At 38.2% G+C, this 18,481-nt stretch carries 21 protein-coding genes and 1 pseudogene; 10 read left to right on the top strand and 12 right to left on the bottom strand.

The window, feature by feature from the left end; all coding sequences use genetic code 11:
- Window positions 1-4 precede the first annotated feature (4 nt).
- Together B2727_RS12175 and B2727_RS12170 are read right to left on the bottom strand one after the other, a co-directional pair.
- Entirely contained in the window at window positions 5-2,944 is a 2,940-nt protein-coding gene (locus B2727_RS12175; protein WP_033132886.1) for an insulinase family protein, read from the bottom strand.
- A gap of 132 nt (window positions 2,945-3,076) precedes the next feature.
- Window positions 3,077-3,526 carry a GNAT family N-acetyltransferase gene (locus tag B2727_RS12170; RefSeq protein ID WP_033132887.1) on the bottom strand — a complete coding sequence of 150 codons (450 nt, stop codon included), beginning with the start codon at window positions 3,524-3,526 and terminating at the stop codon, window positions 3,077-3,079.
- Window positions 3,527-3,646: 120 nt separating this feature from the next.
- Here B2727_RS12170 and B2727_RS12165 point away from each other — a divergent pair, with 120 nt between their 5' ends.
- From B2727_RS12165 to B2727_RS12130, 8 genes are all read left to right on the top strand, one after another.
- Window positions 3,647-4,660, top strand: coding sequence for an adenosine kinase (locus tag B2727_RS12165; RefSeq protein ID WP_033132888.1), 1,014 nt, complete (start codon window positions 3,647-3,649; stop codon window positions 4,658-4,660).
- 16 nt (window positions 4,661-4,676) lie between these two features.
- Window positions 4,677-4,982 (top strand): Rieske (2Fe-2S) protein, encoded by a 306-nt coding sequence (locus tag B2727_RS12160; protein ID WP_017402009.1) that lies wholly within the window; start codon window positions 4,677-4,679, stop codon window positions 4,980-4,982.
- 22 nt (window positions 4,983-5,004) lie between these two features.
- Entirely contained in the window at window positions 5,005-5,616 is a 612-nt protein-coding gene (locus tag B2727_RS12155; protein WP_162180560.1) for an OB-fold-containig protein, read from the top strand.
- Window positions 5,617-6,169: 553 nt separating this feature from the next.
- The gene (cydP, locus tag B2727_RS12150; protein WP_004806751.1) at window positions 6,170-6,361 is read left to right on the top strand and encodes a cytochrome oxidase putative small subunit CydP; all 192 of its coding nucleotides are present in this window, start codon (window positions 6,170-6,172) and stop codon (window positions 6,359-6,361) included.
- Entirely contained in the window at window positions 6,361-7,938 is a 1,578-nt protein-coding gene (locus tag B2727_RS12145) for a cytochrome ubiquinol oxidase subunit I (protein WP_004806748.1), read from the top strand. The genes cydP and B2727_RS12145 overlap by 1 nt, the downstream gene beginning before the upstream one ends.
- Window positions 7,935-9,080 carry a cytochrome d ubiquinol oxidase subunit II gene (gene cydB / locus B2727_RS12140; RefSeq protein WP_005204073.1) on the top strand — a complete coding sequence of 382 codons (1,146 nt, stop codon included), beginning with the start codon at window positions 7,935-7,937 and terminating at the stop codon, window positions 9,078-9,080. The genes B2727_RS12145 and cydB overlap by 4 nt, the downstream gene beginning before the upstream one ends.
- 14 nt (window positions 9,081-9,094) lie before the next feature.
- Window positions 9,095-9,196: a cytochrome bd-I oxidase subunit CydX gene (gene cydX, locus B2727_RS12135; RefSeq protein WP_004653762.1), complete on the top strand. Its 102-nt coding sequence runs from the start codon at window positions 9,095-9,097 to the stop codon at window positions 9,194-9,196.
- Between the two features lie 4 nt (window positions 9,197-9,200).
- Window positions 9,201-9,497, top strand: a complete 297-nt coding sequence (locus B2727_RS12130; protein ID WP_004806745.1) for a cyd operon YbgE family protein — start codon at window positions 9,201-9,203, stop codon at window positions 9,495-9,497.
- A 100-nt stretch (window positions 9,498-9,597) separates the two neighbouring features.
- On the opposite strand, the gene B2727_RS12125 is transcribed toward B2727_RS12130, so the two are convergent.
- Window positions 9,598-10,431, bottom strand: a complete 834-nt coding sequence (locus B2727_RS12125) for a LemA family protein (protein ID WP_033132891.1) — start codon at window positions 10,429-10,431, stop codon at window positions 9,598-9,600.
- A 389-nt stretch (window positions 10,432-10,820) separates the two neighbouring features.
- On the opposite strand from B2727_RS12125, the pseudogene B2727_RS12120 reads away from it, so the two are divergent.
- Window positions 10,821-11,377, top strand: a pseudogene (locus B2727_RS12120) (PepSY domain-containing protein); the annotation flags it as partial.
- 53 nt (window positions 11,378-11,430) lie between these two features.
- Here the strand turns inward: B2727_RS12120 and B2727_RS12115 are convergent.
- From B2727_RS12115 to B2727_RS12075, 9 genes are all read right to left on the bottom strand, one after another.
- Window positions 11,431-11,949 carry a GNAT family N-acetyltransferase gene (locus B2727_RS12115; protein ID WP_033132893.1) on the bottom strand — a complete coding sequence of 173 codons (519 nt, stop codon included), beginning with the start codon at window positions 11,947-11,949 and terminating at the stop codon, window positions 11,431-11,433.
- Between the two features lie 63 nt (window positions 11,950-12,012).
- Window positions 12,013-12,696, bottom strand: a complete 684-nt coding sequence (locus tag B2727_RS12110) for a DUF2057 family protein (RefSeq protein WP_005204082.1) — start codon at window positions 12,694-12,696, stop codon at window positions 12,013-12,015.
- A gap of 873 nt (window positions 12,697-13,569) precedes the next feature.
- Window positions 13,570-13,806, bottom strand: coding sequence for a hypothetical protein (locus B2727_RS12105; protein ID WP_033132894.1), 237 nt, complete (start codon window positions 13,804-13,806; stop codon window positions 13,570-13,572).
- A gap of 82 nt (window positions 13,807-13,888) precedes the next feature.
- Window positions 13,889-14,350, bottom strand: a complete 462-nt coding sequence (locus tag B2727_RS12100; protein WP_033132895.1) for a hypothetical protein — start codon at window positions 14,348-14,350, stop codon at window positions 13,889-13,891.
- A 227-nt stretch (window positions 14,351-14,577) separates the two neighbouring features.
- Window positions 14,578-14,778: a hypothetical protein gene (locus tag B2727_RS12095; RefSeq protein WP_004806733.1), complete on the bottom strand. Its 201-nt coding sequence runs from the start codon at window positions 14,776-14,778 to the stop codon at window positions 14,578-14,580.
- A 392-nt stretch (window positions 14,779-15,170) separates the two neighbouring features.
- A complete protein-coding gene (locus B2727_RS12090) occupies window positions 15,171-15,767 on the bottom strand; it encodes a nitroreductase family protein (RefSeq protein WP_033132896.1) in 597 nt (198 codons plus the stop codon).
- A 182-nt stretch (window positions 15,768-15,949) separates the two neighbouring features.
- The gene (gene ftsY / locus B2727_RS12085; RefSeq protein ID WP_005212624.1) at window positions 15,950-17,068 is read right to left on the bottom strand and encodes a signal recognition particle-docking protein FtsY; all 1,119 of its coding nucleotides are present in this window, start codon (window positions 17,066-17,068) and stop codon (window positions 15,950-15,952) included.
- Between the two features lie 118 nt (window positions 17,069-17,186).
- Window positions 17,187-17,516, bottom strand: coding sequence for a hypothetical protein (locus B2727_RS12080; RefSeq protein WP_004806727.1), 330 nt, complete (start codon window positions 17,514-17,516; stop codon window positions 17,187-17,189).
- A 111-nt stretch (window positions 17,517-17,627) separates the two neighbouring features.
- Window positions 17,628-17,987, bottom strand: coding sequence for a hypothetical protein (locus B2727_RS12075; protein ID WP_004806721.1), 360 nt, complete (start codon window positions 17,985-17,987; stop codon window positions 17,628-17,630).
- 226 nt (window positions 17,988-18,213) lie between these two features.
- On the opposite strand from B2727_RS12075, the gene B2727_RS12070 reads away from it, so the two are divergent.
- Window positions 18,214-18,447 carry a hypothetical protein gene (locus tag B2727_RS12070; protein WP_004653777.1) on the top strand — a complete coding sequence of 78 codons (234 nt, stop codon included), beginning with the start codon at window positions 18,214-18,216 and terminating at the stop codon, window positions 18,445-18,447.
- The last annotated feature ends 34 nt before the right edge of the window (window positions 18,448-18,481 follow it).

Genomic DNA, 18,481 nt, shown 5'->3' with positions numbered 1-18,481 from the left:
TTTACTAATTAACTTGCTGGATATTAAATCCAAGTTTCTGCAATTCTTCACGTTTCGCAAATGGCGCAACCACCGCTTTCACTGGTTTTTGAGCCAATAGATATTGCTTCGCAACACGCTGCAAATCCTCCAAGCCCACGTTAAGTAAACGTTCTCGTAAGATTTTACGGAATTTTGGCGTACGTGCATGCAATAAGGCATAACATGCGGTAATTGCTTCCCCGGCTGGTGAGCCTGGTTTATCCATACCAGCCACTAACCCTAGAATTGCTTCTTCGAGTTGATGCGGTTGTTGTTCGGTATTAAGTAACCATTGCACACTGGCTTCAAAATCATTAAACGTTTCCGCTAGACGTGGATCACGATAGCTATAGAAACGGAATGAGCACGCATTGCCATCATAACTTGCACCACCACCATATGCACCGCCTTTTTCGCGAATGGCACTATGCAAGAAACCATTACGTAAATAAGCTGCCAATACCATCAAAGGTGCTGCATCAGGGTGTGCGACATCAACTGCTTGATAAGCAGATGAACAGAACTGAACATTCGCTTGAATTAACCATGCTTCATCATCTGAAGTATTGACCTGTTCTACTTGCGTTAAAGTGACAGGTGTTTTATCAACAACCAACTTATCCCAAACGTTTTGAACTTCTTCAACTAAACGATCAGATTGATGTTCTTCACATACCAACAAGAATTGTTTAGGTGCTTGCAGCAACTTACGATGAATCGACTGTAATTCAGTAATCAATGCTTGATAAGCGCTATCATCTTGATCAATTTTCGCAACCAAGTCACTGAGCCAGTTTAATGCGCCTAAACCCGTATTGTGATAATCACGGCGAGCAAGTGCGCTCATTTGACGTGAGGCAGCTTGCATTGCATAACTATGACCAGAGCCAGATAAACGTGATTGCCAGCGAGTTTTGCGTTGCTGCAATAACTCGATGATACGGTCTTTCTCATCAAAACGGAGTTGCTCAAATGCCAATTTTAATAATTGAATTGCATCTAGTTTTTGCGTCAGTGATTTTGTCGTCAGCGTGAGCCATGCACTAATACGGTCTTTGTCATCGACCTTGCTGCGCAATGATGCCCCCATACCTAAACCACCACTTACTGCGGTTTGGATTTGCTGGAATTCCAAATAATCGTACTCACCCGCACCAACTTCTCCCATTAGAATTGAGAGTAAATTGAAGTATGGAGATTGCACGATTTCATCAGGAATCTGAATCAATACTTGTTGGTAATAAATACCATTGGTTCCTGCATGATATAAATTCAACGGCGTATCTAAGCCATTGCAAATAATTTCACGTAGTTGACCTTGCACAATTTGCAATTCAGCAGGTACATCTTCTAAACCAACTTTTGGTAACAATTCAAGATCATCTGGTGTGTCTTGGCGTTGCTTTAATGCAGCCGTTTTTTCTTGGATTTCAACTTTCTGCGCATCCGTCAGATGAGCTGTAATCTCAGCCAAACGTGCTTGTTCAGCCTGTTGCTCTTTCACTGATTTCGTTGCATCAGGTACTAAAGTCATTTGTACACGGTGCGGATTATCCAACAAGTGGGTTTGAATCAAGTTTGATAACCACATCGGGTCTTTTAACTCTTCTTTCACTTGTTCAATCGCAGAGTCTACATCCCAGACATGAACTGGATCGCTATGATGAATCGCACTACCTAGCCCATTCAAAATCAGACTGAGACCATACGGTGTTCCATCACCATTGATTTCACGTTGATGTAATTCAATTTGATGAAGAATGGCATCAACAAAATCAGTATCTACTGGCTTAGAAGCAACCTCTTTCAGAATATCGAGAATGCCATTTTTAAATGTTTCTGCATGTTCAGCATTAGAGCCTTGAACTCCACAATAGAAGGTCATTTCAAAGTTGCTGTCATCAACTCCCATTAAAGGACCTGTTGATTGTGCATAACCACAAGTTTCTAAGTAATGGCGTAAAGGTGAAGCAGAATTTTCTAATAGAATTCCCTCAACCAAACGCATACCTAGACGTAATTTAGTATCACTGGTTTCAGGTAGCAACCACGACATGACATGGTAAGTCTTGTCTTTCAGATCTTCACTATCGACCGCATAGCTTTCAGTTACTTCTACAGGTGCAGTTAACCGCTTTTCTGGTTTTGAATATAAAGTTGTCCCTTGAGAAAACTTATGTAGAGCTAATTTCTCAAATTGCTCTTGCAGGTCATACGCACTTTGATTGCCAAAGGTCATGAACACGGCATTACTTGGGTGATAGTGAATTTTATAAAAATCCACCAACTGCTCATAGCTTAGGTCTGGAATATCTTTAGGATCGCCACCAGAATTGTAGTGATAGGTCGTTTCTGGGAATAAATGATGTGCAAGCTGATGATATAGCTGATCTGAAGGAGAGCTCATCGCTCCTTTCATTTCATTAAATACCACACCTTTATAAACGGCTTGATCATTTTCCAGCTCAATACGGATGCCTTCTTGCGCAAAATCCAAAGGATTTAAATTCGCGGCAAAGGCAGCATCTAAATACACAGACAATAAGTTTTGAAAGTCTTTTTTGTTCTGTGTTGCAAAAGGATAAGCCGTCCAATCTGCTGCTGTGAATGCATTCATAAATGTATTCAAAGAACGACGGATCATCAAAAAGAAAGGATCACGTACAGGGAACTTTTCAGAACCACAGAGTGCCGTATGTTCTAAAATATGTGCAGCGCCTTTGGAATCCATCGGCTGCGTTCTAAATGCCACCAAGAACACATTTTCATCATGCGTTGTGGCTAAATGGTAGTGAACTGCACCAGTCACTTTGTGCTTATATTCTGAAACTTGAATATCGAGTGCTTCTACATGGTGTTGACGTAATAGCTGAAACGCGGGATGTGTGGTTTGAGTAATGCTTTCAGTAACATCTACAGTCATGTGATCTCCAATTTATCTCTATTAAATTCATTACAATTGATTATAGAGAGTCTACCGAAGAATACGTATCGATATCCATGTAAATTACTATGTTTTTGTAGAAAAATGCAGCGGCTAATCCAAAACAGCGTTTCATAAAATCTTATAAAAATTGCAATGTACCGACACGATAGATTGATATCCCCGACTTTGATAGAAGTGAGCCGCCTGTGTGGTATCTGTGAATAGCTCAAGTCGCTCAAAATAAGTCTTTACGTATTGTTCAATATGCATCAATAAATAAGTACCTATTTTTTTATCACGATAATCTGGATGGATATAGAAACGACGTAAACGCCCAACTCGCTGCGATTCGGCAAAAGGGTCTTGATTCAGTCCAGCTACGGCAATCAAACGATCATGCTGATCATACACAACAAAAAGTGCTTCTCCGATCTGATCAAAACAATTGGTACCTGATTGAAATTCTTGTTTTAATCTATTTAAGAAGCGAAAGCCCTGACGTTCTGAATATTGGATCAAAACATCGATTTGTGCAGGCAATTCCAGGCTTCTTTCAATCCTAAAGTGGTCTGGCCTCATTTTCTTCCCTTTATTTATTTCACGATGACCCTATGCTTTGCTGAATTTTCTTCAACAAACTACTGTAATCCGTAGCATTCGTGTAAACTTTGCTTTTTGATTTTTACTGTGATGACAAACATGGCAACTGTTGATCTTTTTGCAATTGGTAATGCACTCATTGACCAAGAATTTAAGGTTTCAAATGAGTTTCTAACGCAACAAGGATTGCCAAAAGGTACAATGCATTTGGCCGATGGTGAAACACAGGCAAATTTATATCAAAAATTACAAGATACTCAAAGCTACAAGGGCCAAGCCAGTGGTGGTTCAGCTGCGAATACAACCGTTGCTTTTAGTGCCTTAGGTGGTACTGCATTTTATGGTTGCCGTGTAGGGAATGATGAACTCGGTCGCATTTATCTCGATGGCTTAAACGAAGCAGGCATCAAAACCACAACACAATCAATCAGTGAAGGCGTTACAGGTACTTGTATGGTGCTGATCAGCCCAGATTCAGAACGTACCATGCAAACCTATCTTGGGATTACCGCTGAATTATCCGACGAGCAAATCGACCTTGAACCGCTTAAAACCGCAAAATGGCTGTATATTGAAGGTTACTTATCAACCAGCGATACCGCACGTGTTGCAGTTAAGCAGGCACGTGAACTGGCTAAAGCACACGGCGTTAAAATTGCATTATCACTCTCCGATCCTGCAATGGTGCAATATGCACGTCAAGGTTTGGTCGAACTCTTAGATGATGGTGTAGATCTGTTATTCTGTAATGAGCAAGAAGCGCTCATGTTTACCGAAACAGACAATCTTGATGCGGCAATTGAAAGCCTAAAATTAAAAAATCAACATATTGTGATTACACAAGGCGCTAAAGGTGCTGTGATTGTTGATCAAGTACACCATTTCCATGTCAATGGTCGTACAGTTGAAGCCGTAGATACCAATGGTGCTGGCGATGCATTCTCTGGTGCATTTTTATATGCAATCAATGCTGGTTTAAGCTTGGAAGCTGCAGCACAACTTGCTATTTTGATCTCAAGTGAAGTGGTTGCTCAATATGGACCACGTTTAAGCGTGGACAATTACGCTAAACTCTTTGAACAATTCCAAAAAGCTCAACAGGAATGTGCATAACATGGAAAAGATTTGCATGACTGAAGAAGTCCCTGAACGTGAGTCTCGTGCATACGACACCATGAAAGGGACCACGATTTTTATTACTCAAAAAGATGGCAGCTTCTATGCCTATCAAAATGTTTGCCCACACTTGCAAACTGAACTTGAGTATTTAGAAAATCAGTTCTTGGACCAAGATAAAGAATATATTCAATGTTCTACTCATGGCGCACTATTTTCAGTCGAAACAGGTGAATGTATTTCAGGCCCATGTCTAGGTGAATTCCTTGAGAAAGTAAATTTGGAAGTCCACTCAGATGGTGGTATCTATATTGATTAAGCCCTAGATCATGAATTCTGCGATGACTGAGTTTTTCCTCAATTACTATCTGATGCCATTTCATATGAGTGTCGTGGCTTTAATTGTGCTCAGCATTGCAGAAACCATCGGGATTGTCATTGGCTTAAGACCAAGTCAATTGGTTCAAAAGCTCACCCCAGATTGGTTACTGAATTCACCTCTACTCGACGCGAAATTTTCTAAATACCTGATCTTTGTTTTTTTACTGATTAATTTTAGTTTTGCAGGCTATTTTCTGGAACTGTCGTTCTTTGCTTTGCAGCACTACTTCATTTCACCTTACTATTTATTTGTTCCAGCACTGATCATCGATATTTTCTTTACCGTATTTATGATTCACTGCCTAGATCAGGTGATCAAACCCAAAGTCACTCATACCCATACCAATTTGGTTGGTCGGTTAGCCACAATCTCAACTGGAAATGCGCGCCCTGGTTTCTCAGCTCAGGCACGTGTGCGTGATGAGTTCGGACAACTCTATTATGTACAAGTTGAACCTGAGTACGGTGAATTGGAATTACAGTCCCAAGTGTTGTTAATTAGCCAAAAATCAAACTCACACTATCTGGCGAAAAAAATATCTCTCTCAAATAACTTATTCGCACCAGACTGATTTTTGTCTCAAAATTGCGATTGAGTAGAGAAAAACAGTAATTTTTACATTTTATTACAAATATATCCTGCAAAAGTTTTGAATTTAGCTCTTCCCTTCTTGTTGTTTTCATGATCTCACTGGCACAAAAAACACAACAGTGATACCTATCACATTTTTTAGAATAATCTCTACCTATACACTAGGTTTTGTAGAGACTTCATTGTAAGAATTATTTAATTATGTAATTAAAACGATAAGTCACTGTATATATTATTAATTTTATATTCATACTATTTTAGTTGGTTTAATATTTATTTAATTCAGTATAAACCTTATCTTTTTAATCAGATTTAAAAATATAAATACAACCGTTTCAATCAGATTTAAAAATTAATCCAGATTATTTTAGTTGGTTAAAATAATTATTTTAAATATTTTAACAAAAATAGAATATCCATATGATTTAAAACAAATATTTAATTTTAAATTATTTAAAAATACTAAAGGTTTATTTTCAATGAATTTTATTTAATAATGTTTTACATCTTCTTTAAATATGAGGCTAGGTTCTATGAACACGAGTTCTCAAGATCCAAATCGGCGACTCATCAGAGAAATCACGATTATTCTTATTATTAAAGTTGTACTTCTCTTGGTGATTAAACACATCTGGTTTGATGCGCCAACGATTCCAAAAGATTTTAACAATGAAGTTGCCGAGCGTATTGCTGGCGACATGTCCAAAACTCAGGAGACACGTTGATGATTTCTGAAAGCGTGGTCGATCTTTCGCGGTTCCAATTTGCAATGACCGCAATGTATCACTTTCTTTTCGTCCCTCTAACTTTAGGTCTAGCTTTTATTCTTGCCATCATGGAAACCACCTATGTGATTTCAGGCAAAGAAATTTATAAAGATATGACCAAATTCTGGGGGAAACTCTTCGGGATTAACTTTGCCTTAGGGGTAACCACTGGTCTGACTATGGAATTCCAGTTCGGTACCAACTGGGCTTATTATTCTCACTATGTAGGCGATATTTTCGGGGCACCGCTTGCAATCGAAGGCTTAATGGCTTTCTTCCTAGAATCCACCTTTATTGGTTTATTCTTCTTTGGCTGGGATCGTCTATCTAAAGTACAGCACTTAGGTGTAACTTGGTTGGTGGCGATTGGCTCGAATATGTCTGCCTTGTGGATTCTCATCGCCAATGGTTGGATGCAAAACCCAGTCGGTGCTGCATTTAACTACGAAACCATGCGTATGGAACTGGTGGACTTTGGTGCGCTGATCTTTAACCCTGTGGCGCAAGTCAAATTTGTACATACGGTTTCTGCGGGTTATGTCACTGGTGCAATCTTTGTACTCGCCATCTCAAGCTATTACTTATTAAAGAAACGTGATTTACCTTTTGCACGCCGCTCATTCGCCATCGCTGCAATCTTCGGTTTAGCCTCAACATTATCTGTAATTCTACTCGGTGATGAATCTGGTTATGAACTCGGTGATGTTCAAAAAACCAAACTTGCTGCAATCGAAGCAGAATGGCATACCGAGCCTGCACCTGCTGCATTCACCTTATTTGGTCTCCCAAATCAGCAGGAAATGCGTACCGACTATGCAATTAAAATTCCTTATGTGATGGGGATTATTGCAACACGTTCTACCGATAAAGAAGTAACGGGTTTACGTGACTTGATGAAAGAACATGAAGTACGTATCCGTAACGGTATGGTGGCCTATAGCGAGTTAGAAAAACTGCGTGCAGGTGACCGTTCTCCTGACTTATTGGCTTCATTTGAGAAAAATCAAAAAGACTTAGGTTATGGCCTACTCTTGAAAAAATATTCTCCAAATGTGGTTGATGCGACTGAAGAACACATCCAAGCTGCAACTAAAGATACTATTCCAAACGTCGCGGCACTGTTCTTCTCTTTCCGTGCCATGGTTGCTTCTGGCTTCCTCATGCTGTTGTTATTCCTGTTCGCGACGTGGGCTGTGGCAAAACGTAATGCCGAAGATAAACCTTGGTTACTCAAATTTGCTTTGTTTGCTCTCCCTCTCCCATGGATTGCAGCTCAAACAGGTTGGTATGTAGCTGAAGGTGGTCGTCAGCCATGGTCGATTGGTGAAATCTTACCAACACACCTCTCTGCATCAAGCGTCAGCGCTGGTGATGTGTGGGGCTCGATTATTGCGCTTGCAGCGTTCTATACCGTACTACTCATTATTGAAATGTACTTAATGATCAAATTTGCTCGTTTAGGTCCAAGTTCTTTGCATACTGGTAAATATCATTTTGAAAAACTAGAAGCAAAAACTGGGGAGGCTCAATCATGATCGAATATGAACTCCTAAAAATTATCTGGTGGGTGCTCGTTGGTGTACTACTGATTGGCTTTGCACTTACCGATGGTTTCGATATGGGCTCAATGGCACTGATGCCATTTGTAGGTAAAACTGACTCTGAACGCCGTGCTGCAATCAATACCATCGCACCACACTGGGATGGTAACCAAGTCTGGTTTATTACAGCAGGTGGTGCACTGTTTGCTGCTTGGCCAATGGTCTATGCAGTTGCCTTCTCTGGCATGTATTGGGCCTTATTACTGGTGCTATTTGCCCTGTTCCTGCGACCCGTCGGTTTCGACTATCGCTCTAAATTAGAGAATACCCAATGGCGTACCTCTTGGGACTGGGGCTTATGTATCGGTGGTGCTGTTCCAGCGCTGGTGTTTGGCGTAGCATTCGGTAACTTGTTCCTCGGCGTACCCTTTAGCTTAGATGACACGTTACGTTCGCAATATACTGGTAGCTTCTTTGCACTATTGAATCCGTTTGCACTGATTTGCGGTATTGTCAGCCTATCAATGCTATGTGCGCATGGCGGTGCTTGGTTGATGCTACGTACCGATGGCAATTTGCATAACCGTTCTGCCAAAGCAACACAAATCATGGCAATCGTGTTCCTTGTGTGCTTCTTGGCTGCGGGTGCATGGTTATTGTTTGGCAATATCTCAGGTTATAGCTATGCAACTGCGGTCAATACCAACGCTGCGCTGAATCCGCTTGCGAAAGATGTGGTGACCAATGCCAATCATGGTTGGTTAAACAATTATACAACGTATCCGATCACCATGGCTGCACCTATCGCTGCGATCCTCGGTGCGCTATTGGTCATTGTCAGTGCAGCGAAACATAAAGCGGCTGTGAGTTTTACTGGTACAAGCCTGATGATAGTTGGTGCAATTCTCACTGCTGGTTTTGCCTTGTTCCCATTCTTATTACCATCAAGCATTGATCCAACTTCAAGCTTGACCATGTGGGATGCTGTTTCTAGTCATAAAACCCTTGGGGTAATGACCGTTGCTGCATGTATCTTCGTTCCTCTCATTTTGATCTATACCTCTTGGTCATATTACAAAATGTGGGGTGTCATCACCAACAAACATATCGAAGAAAATTCACATAGTTTGTATTAATTAGGAGATATGACATGTGGTATTTTGCATGGATTCTAGGCGTCTTGATGGCATGTTTCGCAGGTGTACTCAGTGCACTGTATATCGAACATCATCAAGATTTAGATGAGGAATAATAGAATGGCTGAAGCAATGACAACACCGAAGAATAGTAAAGCGCAAGTACTTGCAATGACCATTTCGTTTTTGTTGGCATTGCCGCTTGCTGCTATTTTACTGGTCCATCCATCGCTGATGTTGGATGCCAACGGACATTACAATCATAGCTTGCTGATGTTGGTGATGATTGGGATTTCTGGTGGCTTCGTGCATGGGGTTGGGTTTATACCAAGGTTCTGGTTATGGAAATGGTTATTTAGTCCTTATATCGCTTGGCCATTAATGGTGTTGGGCTATTTTATTTGGATTGGAAATTAACCCCTTACACCGACCATAAAAAAAGCTGCCCGTTAATCTGGCAGCTTTTTTTATTTACGAGACACTCAAAGCTAAAAAATTTGATCAAGCTTAAACTGACTCATTCTGCCTTACTCGATGTTTGAGCTTGCTCAACATTTTCAGACTGATCAATTTGAGCCTGTTCAGTGTGATCAATAGCTGTTGCATCAGAAAACTCTTCAGTATTTTGCTCTACCTGCTTCGGTGTATCTGTTATTTGCTGATACTTTGACACTGCACTTTCTTTTAAGTTCTGAACTTGCTCACTCTCCAAAATGCGTTTACTTGTATCTAATGCTTTATTGGCAAGTGCTTTTGAACCATCAACTAAACTGGTTTTTGCTGAACCCAAAAGTGCTGTTAAATGCTCAGCACTATCGGTATGAAAATCTTTTAGAATGTGTTGTTCCGTATTTTCAACTGAAAAATCCAAATAGGGTGCTTCAGAAAATTTGAGTGCATTCGCAATAAAAACAGTTGGGATAGAACCTCGTTTGGTATTGTATTCTCGAACGTAATGGTTAAACGTTTCGCGTTGATGACCAATCTCATCTTCAACAGCTTTGATACTTTGCATTAAACTTTGATATTGTTCGTTTGCTTTAAGATCTGGGTAACGCTGAACTAGACCCTGAATTCCCATCAAAGCCACCTGAGATTCACGCTGCCCAGAAACAATCTCGTTTGCCTTGGTTGCATCTTTAGAAATAGTCAGATGCAAGAGTTGCTCCCCATCTTGATAGTTCTTTACCACATCAATTAACTGATTAATCAGATTCACTTTCTTTTGCAAAGATACAGAAATATTTGAAAGACTTGATTTAATAAACTCTGCTTTCGCTTGCAAACTATTATATGCTTTGAATAGCAGATAAATCACAATTAAAACAACAAACAATACAATCCAAAACATACCACCCTCAATCTATTTTCTCATTATTTAAAATCATGCAAAATATTCCATCAATTGAATCAATATTTTAAATTTTCATGATCATCTTAAATAAAGCAAAGGGATAAAACCATCTCAAACATGAGCACTGTATCAAGTCTGTTTAATTTCAGAGTGATTAACAAAATCAGCATAAATACCTGTATTAACAAATGCTTAAGTCATTAAAAAAATCAAAAAACAAGACTTTTTCCAGCCAAAATTAATGCAAAAAAGTCCCATAATGTAAAATAAAATCTAACTTAATATTTTTATCTACTGCTATTTTTATATAAAAGGCTGCCAAATTTGAAAGCCTTTTTTTATGAGCACCTATAGGATTTCACCACTGGCTTCGATTTCAGAACCATTCGTTTTTGTTCTATTCAGGCAATATTCTGTGGATTGAAACACGCCTGCGTAAACAGAAGAATGAACCTACCAGCACCACAACAGCGTAAAGATGTCATGTTTATTGCCAATCTGACCATAGGTGCTTGCTTAGGTTGTATGTTAGCGATATTTACCAGTATGTTGATTGGTTGATGGACCCATATCATACCATTGCAATTACAAAGTCATAACTATGTATTTATGTATAGCTACTATTTAGCATTTGTTGCTTGTATTTCATACAGTTTTATTATTGGTGCAGCAACGGCTTTAGCTCAACTGTTCTTCGCCATTGCGCTTGTTTTATTACTGATTCCTGCGACTTCTCTACTTGCCTATGTGTTTCCAATTCAAGGACTTTGGTATTCAACAGCTCATTTGATTTGGATTGATATCGTTGCTTTGGTATTTGCTTTAATATTTATACGTTTTTATCAACAAGCCAGAGAGCGTGCTCAAGCTACACCAGTTGGTTCAATTTGGTCTACGCAAAAAAGTTGACCAAGTACCATCGCTTACTGAAAACCAAGCATAACCTCCTGTTCTTAACGCCATGATTGTTCCAATTCATCATGGCTTTTTTATGCATTAAAGAGATTTTTTCATTTCAATCAGTTGAATAGGTACAATGGGTTGCCCTACATCAGCCTCAATTGGATATTCGCTTTTCCGTCCCGTTATTTGGTAACCACGGCGCTGATAATACGCCAACAGTTCAATACGAACATCCAGAACATGCATGACTAAATCACGAATCTTTGGATAATTTTGTGCAATATATAACTCCGCATAATTGAGTAATTCACGCCCATAGCCTTGATTCTGTATGCTTGGATCAATCGCAAAAGTACCTATCTCTATACAATCAGCATTCAAGCTTAATCCAATGCAGGCAATAATCTCATCATTACCTAGTTCACCCACCAATAATTCGAAATTTAGTTGCTGCAATATTTGTTCTAATTGAACTTTACAAATGCGATCGCCTTGTACATACGCTTTTTCAGTTGTCCAACTACGTTCTGATTGTTCTCTATAAGCGATATTAATCAGCTTAACCAATTGTTCCAAATCACTATTCTTTGCTGTTCTAATCTTTAAAGACATTTTTATTTTATTCCACACAAAACAAAGCCGATGAAAACATCGGCTTTGTTATTAAATTTTAGATTAGTTTGTTTGACCAGCTAACCAAGCCATAAATTTTTGGCGCTCAGCTTTAGATGCTTTCTGCCACAATTCTGCCAATTGTTGATCTGTGGTTTTTGCTGTACCGGCTGCCGCTGCTGTTGTTACCGCTACAGGCGCAGTTGCAACTACTTGTGCTGTGGTTCCTGCATAAACAGGTGCAGGTTGATTCGCAGCATTATTCTTATTCTTTTGGGTTAAATCCAAAGTACGGCTTAATAAATTACTGCCAGTAAACCATGGCTGTGCTTCATTATTTGCACCTGTTTGCTGTACCACCAATTTTTTATTTTGATCATACAAAGCAACAGTAGGTTGATCTGCATACTTCTTTGCGGCATCGAAGTTTTTAGGTGCATTGACCAAACCTAGACTATAAGACTGATTGTCTTGTAAATCTGGTGCTTGAATGGTCACAACGCCTGATTTAACGATGTCATGTTCACCATTTAAATGCTCAAAATATTCACGATAGCGAACATTAACAGTTAAATTGCCTGGATCTACTTGATAGTTATTCTTCTTTGATGGAATTAATCCACTATTTACTTCTTGACCATTTACAGCAAGAATCACGATTTCTTCAGGGGCAGTAATAGTGACTGCAGAAAAAACTGAACTACTTAATAATAAACCGAAAGCAGCAACACCAACTCTTAAAGACATTAGACTCTTCTCAGTATAAACAATTTATGAAATCGTAAGCACTATGCTCCGCGATTATGACCATTTTATGACAAAAACCAAAACTGTCTATTGCAACAATTCGGCTTATTTAAGATATATACATCATATATATGGCAAAAGAAAATGACTTTATCTAACATTTTGTTTTGTAAAATAAAAATAACAAATTTTTCTTGTGCCTGCAAAATTCTGACAAAACTGTTAGTTGTCATAAAGCCAAACTATTGTTTTACTGGATCTTCTACAGATAGCTTAATCAAATCTTTTGTGTGCCTGGCGAATTAGTTCATCATATTCATCTGATGTTAGATCCTTCCGTCGATAGATATATATTTCTTTCTCTGAATTAAAACAAAATTTTGTACTGCACCAAAATATTTCTTCAGTCATTGATTCAACGTTGATGAAAGTAAACTTGCTATCATTTAAGTTTGCAAAGAAAACAGATTGCATCATTGAGCCTCAAAATTTCACGTTAAATAGGTTTTTAGACCTTCCAAGCACCTTAGTAAATCCTTAGATTCTTTCTAAAAGAATAGATTTACAGAAAGTTTTCTTCCAAATATTTATCTGGTTAAACAAAAAAATCCCATCAAAAAATTAATCTGATGGGCAAAAGGGGTTCAATTTCAGTCATGTCAGTCTCAACTAAACCCATCGTACTGTAATCAGCTCAAAACAGTACGACTTGTAGAATTTAATAAATAAAATTTGAGCCAACAAGCGTATTTCAAAGAATCTGACAATTACAGAACAATGATTACTGAATGTTTACAGCAATAGTTTTGCCAATAAAAAGCCCCATCAGTTGCAGGGCATAAAAGAAAACCTCCCGAAGGAGGCTTTCTCTTTTTATTGGTTTTTCCAAAAGGCAAAATTTATCGCCCTGTCATATGCTTGCTCTTGTAATTCTGTATATACAAAGAAATGCTGCTCTTCTTTGGTTATAGGATTAATAAGTTTCATTGGTATATAACTATGAGTATCTAAATCATTGGGATCAACATCGAATGTATCTAACTGCTGTTCTCTCCACTCACCACTTAAAACACCACCAACACAAAGCCATTTAGCTGAATTGCCTGTCATATATCACCCTTATAGTTGGTGATAATTTATACCACAGAAAAGCAAAAAGCCCATCTTTTGATGAGCTTTGCCGTTAACTAACTTATTCCCCAATTGGGATTGAGAATTTAAGTTGATTATTTCTCTGATCCAATGGCACCGGATTATGTTTTGCAATTCTTTGCTGATAATCTTTTTCAGAAATTAAACCTCTATTCTTCGCCTTCAAAATTGAGTTGAACTGTTGCTCATGTCCTTGTGCATTCAAAGCATCGAAATGTCTATGTTCCAGATAATATTGGGACCTATCATGAGGACTCATATTAGATGTATGCTGTTGTGCTACGTGCGCTTGCTCTAATTCATAATTACGTTGATTGACACGATCTTGTTCTTGTTGCTTCATCGACTCAAAGAAATCAAACTGTTCACTACTTTTAACCTCTTTATGAGACTCATCATTATTTAGAATTAAAAGTGATTTATCTTTGCTGAAGATATCATCTGCACTATACACCGAACCACAAATTACCGTACTTATAAGAAGAATTACTAATTTTTTCACCAAAAAAACTCAACACAAAATAAATAAAGACAAGTGTATATTTTATTATTTACTCACTATTATTTCAAATTAAATATTAAAAACAAAAACTTATGATTACTATAAAAAATCATAACCCTTTTACTAAAGATCCATGATGATGTAATTCTTATAATTTTTTACTTCATAAGTGAAATAAATTTCCCATAAAAAACCTCCCGAAGGAGGCTTTCTATTTCTTGATTCAATTAAAGATCAGTTCCAATAAACACACTCGAAATAAAGAATTCCGCTTCTTCATCATCAGTTGAATCAAACTCTACCTCAAGGTGAATGACTTCCGCACCAGTCTTGTCTTTGAATTCTGCAAATTTCTTCTCAAGGAAATCTGAAATCTCATTTTCTAATGTTGCTCGTTCTTGGCGATATTGTTCTATTGCTTCTTTCATGATGAATTCCTATTAATCTGAACAACCATAAAAGCAAACTATTATGAAAATAACAAGACAACAAAAAAGCACTTTAAAGTGCTTTTTTAAAAGTAATCTTTGAAACAACTCTAGCAATCATATTATTTATTCTCAACACCTCTTTGTGCAAATCTTTGATAACATCTAAACCCAATACTTTGCCCTATAAATTTTCCATTTAAATCAATCTTTTAAACTAAATGATCTACAATCATTCTTTTTCTATTACCCTCTAACTCAGCATTTTGGATTACCAGTTCTCGCAAAGTATGTACAATGCTGCCCATTTCGTCAGTACTACTTGAAACTCCATTCGTAGAAATAAAAAAAGAGCACTATACACAGTGCTCTTTTTCGCTACCCGTTTTAACTTAGTTAAAAGTTTTGAAACGTGCAGAATCATCCATATATGTTTTCTCGCCTGCCGCTGCTTCGATTGAACCGAATACAAGCTGAGCACGTAATTTCCAGTTTGCTGGAATATCAAAAGTTTCTGCAACTTCTGCATCAACAATTGGATTGTAGTGCTGTAATGATGCACCCACACCAATTTCAGATAAAGCAGTCCATGTTGCGAACTGAGCGATTGCACTTGAATGTTCTGACCATACTGGGAAGTTATCAGCATATAATGCGAATTGCTCTTGTAAGCCTTTTACAACATCTTGATCTTCATAGAATAACGCTGTACCAAAACCAGCAGCAAAGCTATCAATTTTTGCACTTGTATTTGCAAATGCTTCTGCTGGTACCATTTTACGCAAAGTTTCACGTACGATTTCCCAGAATTTAACATGAGAGTTGCCATACAAAGTCACAACACGTGAGGTTTGCGAGTTGAATGATGATGGGCTGTGTTTTACCGCTTCACGGATGGTCTCTTCAATTTTAGTTTGGTCAACTGTAAGGTTTTTACCAATCGCATAAATGGTACGGCGTGATTTAATGCTATTTAAGAAGTTGCTCATGTTGTTATTCCTACCTTTGTGCCCTTTGGGGCGTTATCTTGGATTGAATGTAGTGTATAACGACGCATTTTTTAGGAATAGTCTAAAAAACATGACAGATCGTTTTATTTTTGAAAAAGTCTTATTTTTTATTCGAAATAAAAAACTCCACATGTCGTGGAGTCTTTTTTAACACAATTTAATTACTTATCGGTTTCAAATAATGCAGCAACGAATGATTTAGCTGAGAAAGGACGTAAATCATCAATCTTCTCACCCACACCGATATAACGAATCGGCACATGGGTACGACTTGCAATATTAAATAACACGCCGCCTTTTGCTGTACCATCAAGCTTGGTAATGGTAATCCCAGTTAAGCCAACCGCTTCATCAAACAGCTGAACTTGGTTAATTGCATTTTGCCCCGTACCAGCATCAACGATGAGCATAATTTCATGTGGCGCAGTTGCATCAATCTTTTGCATCACACGCTTCACTTTTTTCAGCTCTTCCATCAAGTTGGCTTTATTCTGCAAACGCCCTGCAGTATCCGCGATCAAGACATCAATGCCTTTAGCACGCGCACTTTCAAAAGCATCAAAAATAACCGAAGCACTGTCTGCACCGTGACCTTGAGCAACCACAGGGATGTCATTACGCTCACCCCAAATTTGCAGTTGTTCAGTCGCTGCCGCACGGAACGTATCACCTGCAGCAAGCATGACTTTCTTGCCTTCGCCTTGTAAACGCTTCGCCAATTTACCAATGGTTGTAGTTTTACCCACGCCATTTACACCGACCATGAGAATCACATAAGGCGATTTGTTAGGATCGATATGCAGTGGTTTAACACGCGGTGCGAGTAAAGCGACTAATTCTTCTTGCAGTGCTTTGTACAACGCATGGGAATAGATCAAATCACCACGAGCTGTTCTTTCAGTCAAATTGGCAATAATGGTTTTGGTTGCATCTACACCAATATCGGCAACCAACATTTGTTCTTCAACTTCTTCTAATAACTCGTCATCAATCTCTTTGCCACCAATCAGGATATTGACCATACCATCGGTGAAACTACGACGTGTTTTAGTCAAACCATCTTTCATGCGGCCAAAGAATCCCGTAGCTTGGGTTTCTTCTTCAACAACAGGTGCTGTTGCTGCAATTGTTACAGGTGCTGGCGTCTCAACTGTAGTTTTTACAACTGGCTCATCAATAATGGGAACATCGACAGCAGGTAAATTCGGTAATGTGACATCATCATCACCAATGTCAGCATCTATCAAGAATTTATTTTGCATATTCGATTGCTGTTGCATGTCGATTCCTTGAGAATAAAGCAGCTTTAAAAAAGACGGTCAGTCTAGCATAAATTGATTTCGTTTTCCCGACCGTGACAAGCCATTCATTTATCAATAGAAATGAGTCGTTTAAAACTCACTCATCTTCTTTTGCCATTGCGGGATATTGTTTAATACGATTAGATTCAAATTGGTAAGCATTTAAAAGCTTTAGATAATCTACACGTCGAATTTTAGCCTGCTCCAAAGTATCTTCGGCCAAATGCTGTGTTCTTGGATGGCTGGCCTGTTGTGCATACTGAACAACTTTTTGGTACTGCGCTGTGTTAATTGGACGTTGCAATGCGTTATACGCAAGTATAAAAATAGACAAAATAATAATACCGACCAAAACATTGTAAAATTGGTCCAACTTAAATCCTAATTTGGATTGCATAACCTTATGTTTAAAAATTATAGACAACATAATCTACCTCGAATTAGAGGTAGTGTAAGTCTCTGATTCGCTAAGGACAAGCACAACGTTCAATAAGTCACAATTCCACAACTTATTGAACGCACACTACTTTAGCAATGATTAACTGACTAATGTACGAACGAAGGAAAAGTACAAAATAAATGCAATGATGACTAAGGTAATAAAAATGGCAAACATCCCTACACCACTTTCAGCATCTGCAGGATGTAAGTCATCATCATCGGCAATATTTTTCAACTCTCCATCATAGATCCGATAAAACTGATCTTTTTGTTCAGGACTTAAATGACTGGCAAAGTCATACACGCGTTTACGTTGTGCTAAGCAGTAATCACCCAAGTGAATTTCTTGATGGAAAATGGCTTCATCAAGTAATTGACGATGATGATGAGCTAACGCAATAATTTGACTTTCTAATGGTGGAACATCCACAGTTACGCCATCAATGACATTGGACATGTTATTCTCCTTTTCTATTATTCTCACTTTGATTTTACTTAAAATTATTTGCGACAAATGTTTAATCGTGTAAGATTTTATTTACGTAATGACACCGAATATATTTGACAATTCAATCAATTTTGTCATAATAATTTAACAAATCTAAGTTAAAGTAGTTTAAATTCAAAGTAGAGTAACTTTGAATAGAATTTGCGGTAATCATAATTAAAATAAGGAGTTATATATGATTCAACAATTTACACACCATGAACTAGAGCATGTATATGCAAATGCGGTAAATACAATTCAATCGCAAAAAAACTTCCAAGATGCAGTGAAAGAGCTTGAAGAAGTAGCTAAAGCAGGTCACGGTAAAGCGGCATTATTTTTAGCAGAGTTGTATTATCAAGGCTTCCGAGTAGAACGTGATTCCTTGAAAGCACAGTATTGGCAGAAGATGGCAACCTTACAAGCATAATGAAACGTCACTTAGGTGGCGTTTTTTAATACCT

This window comes from Acinetobacter sp. UBA991, from assembly GCF_002292065.1.
Taxonomy (GTDB): Bacteria; Pseudomonadota; Gammaproteobacteria; order Pseudomonadales; family Moraxellaceae; genus Acinetobacter; species Acinetobacter higginsii.
The sequence above is the reverse complement of the archived record's forward strand: the minus strand, read 5'-3'. Positions and strand labels throughout refer to the sequence as shown.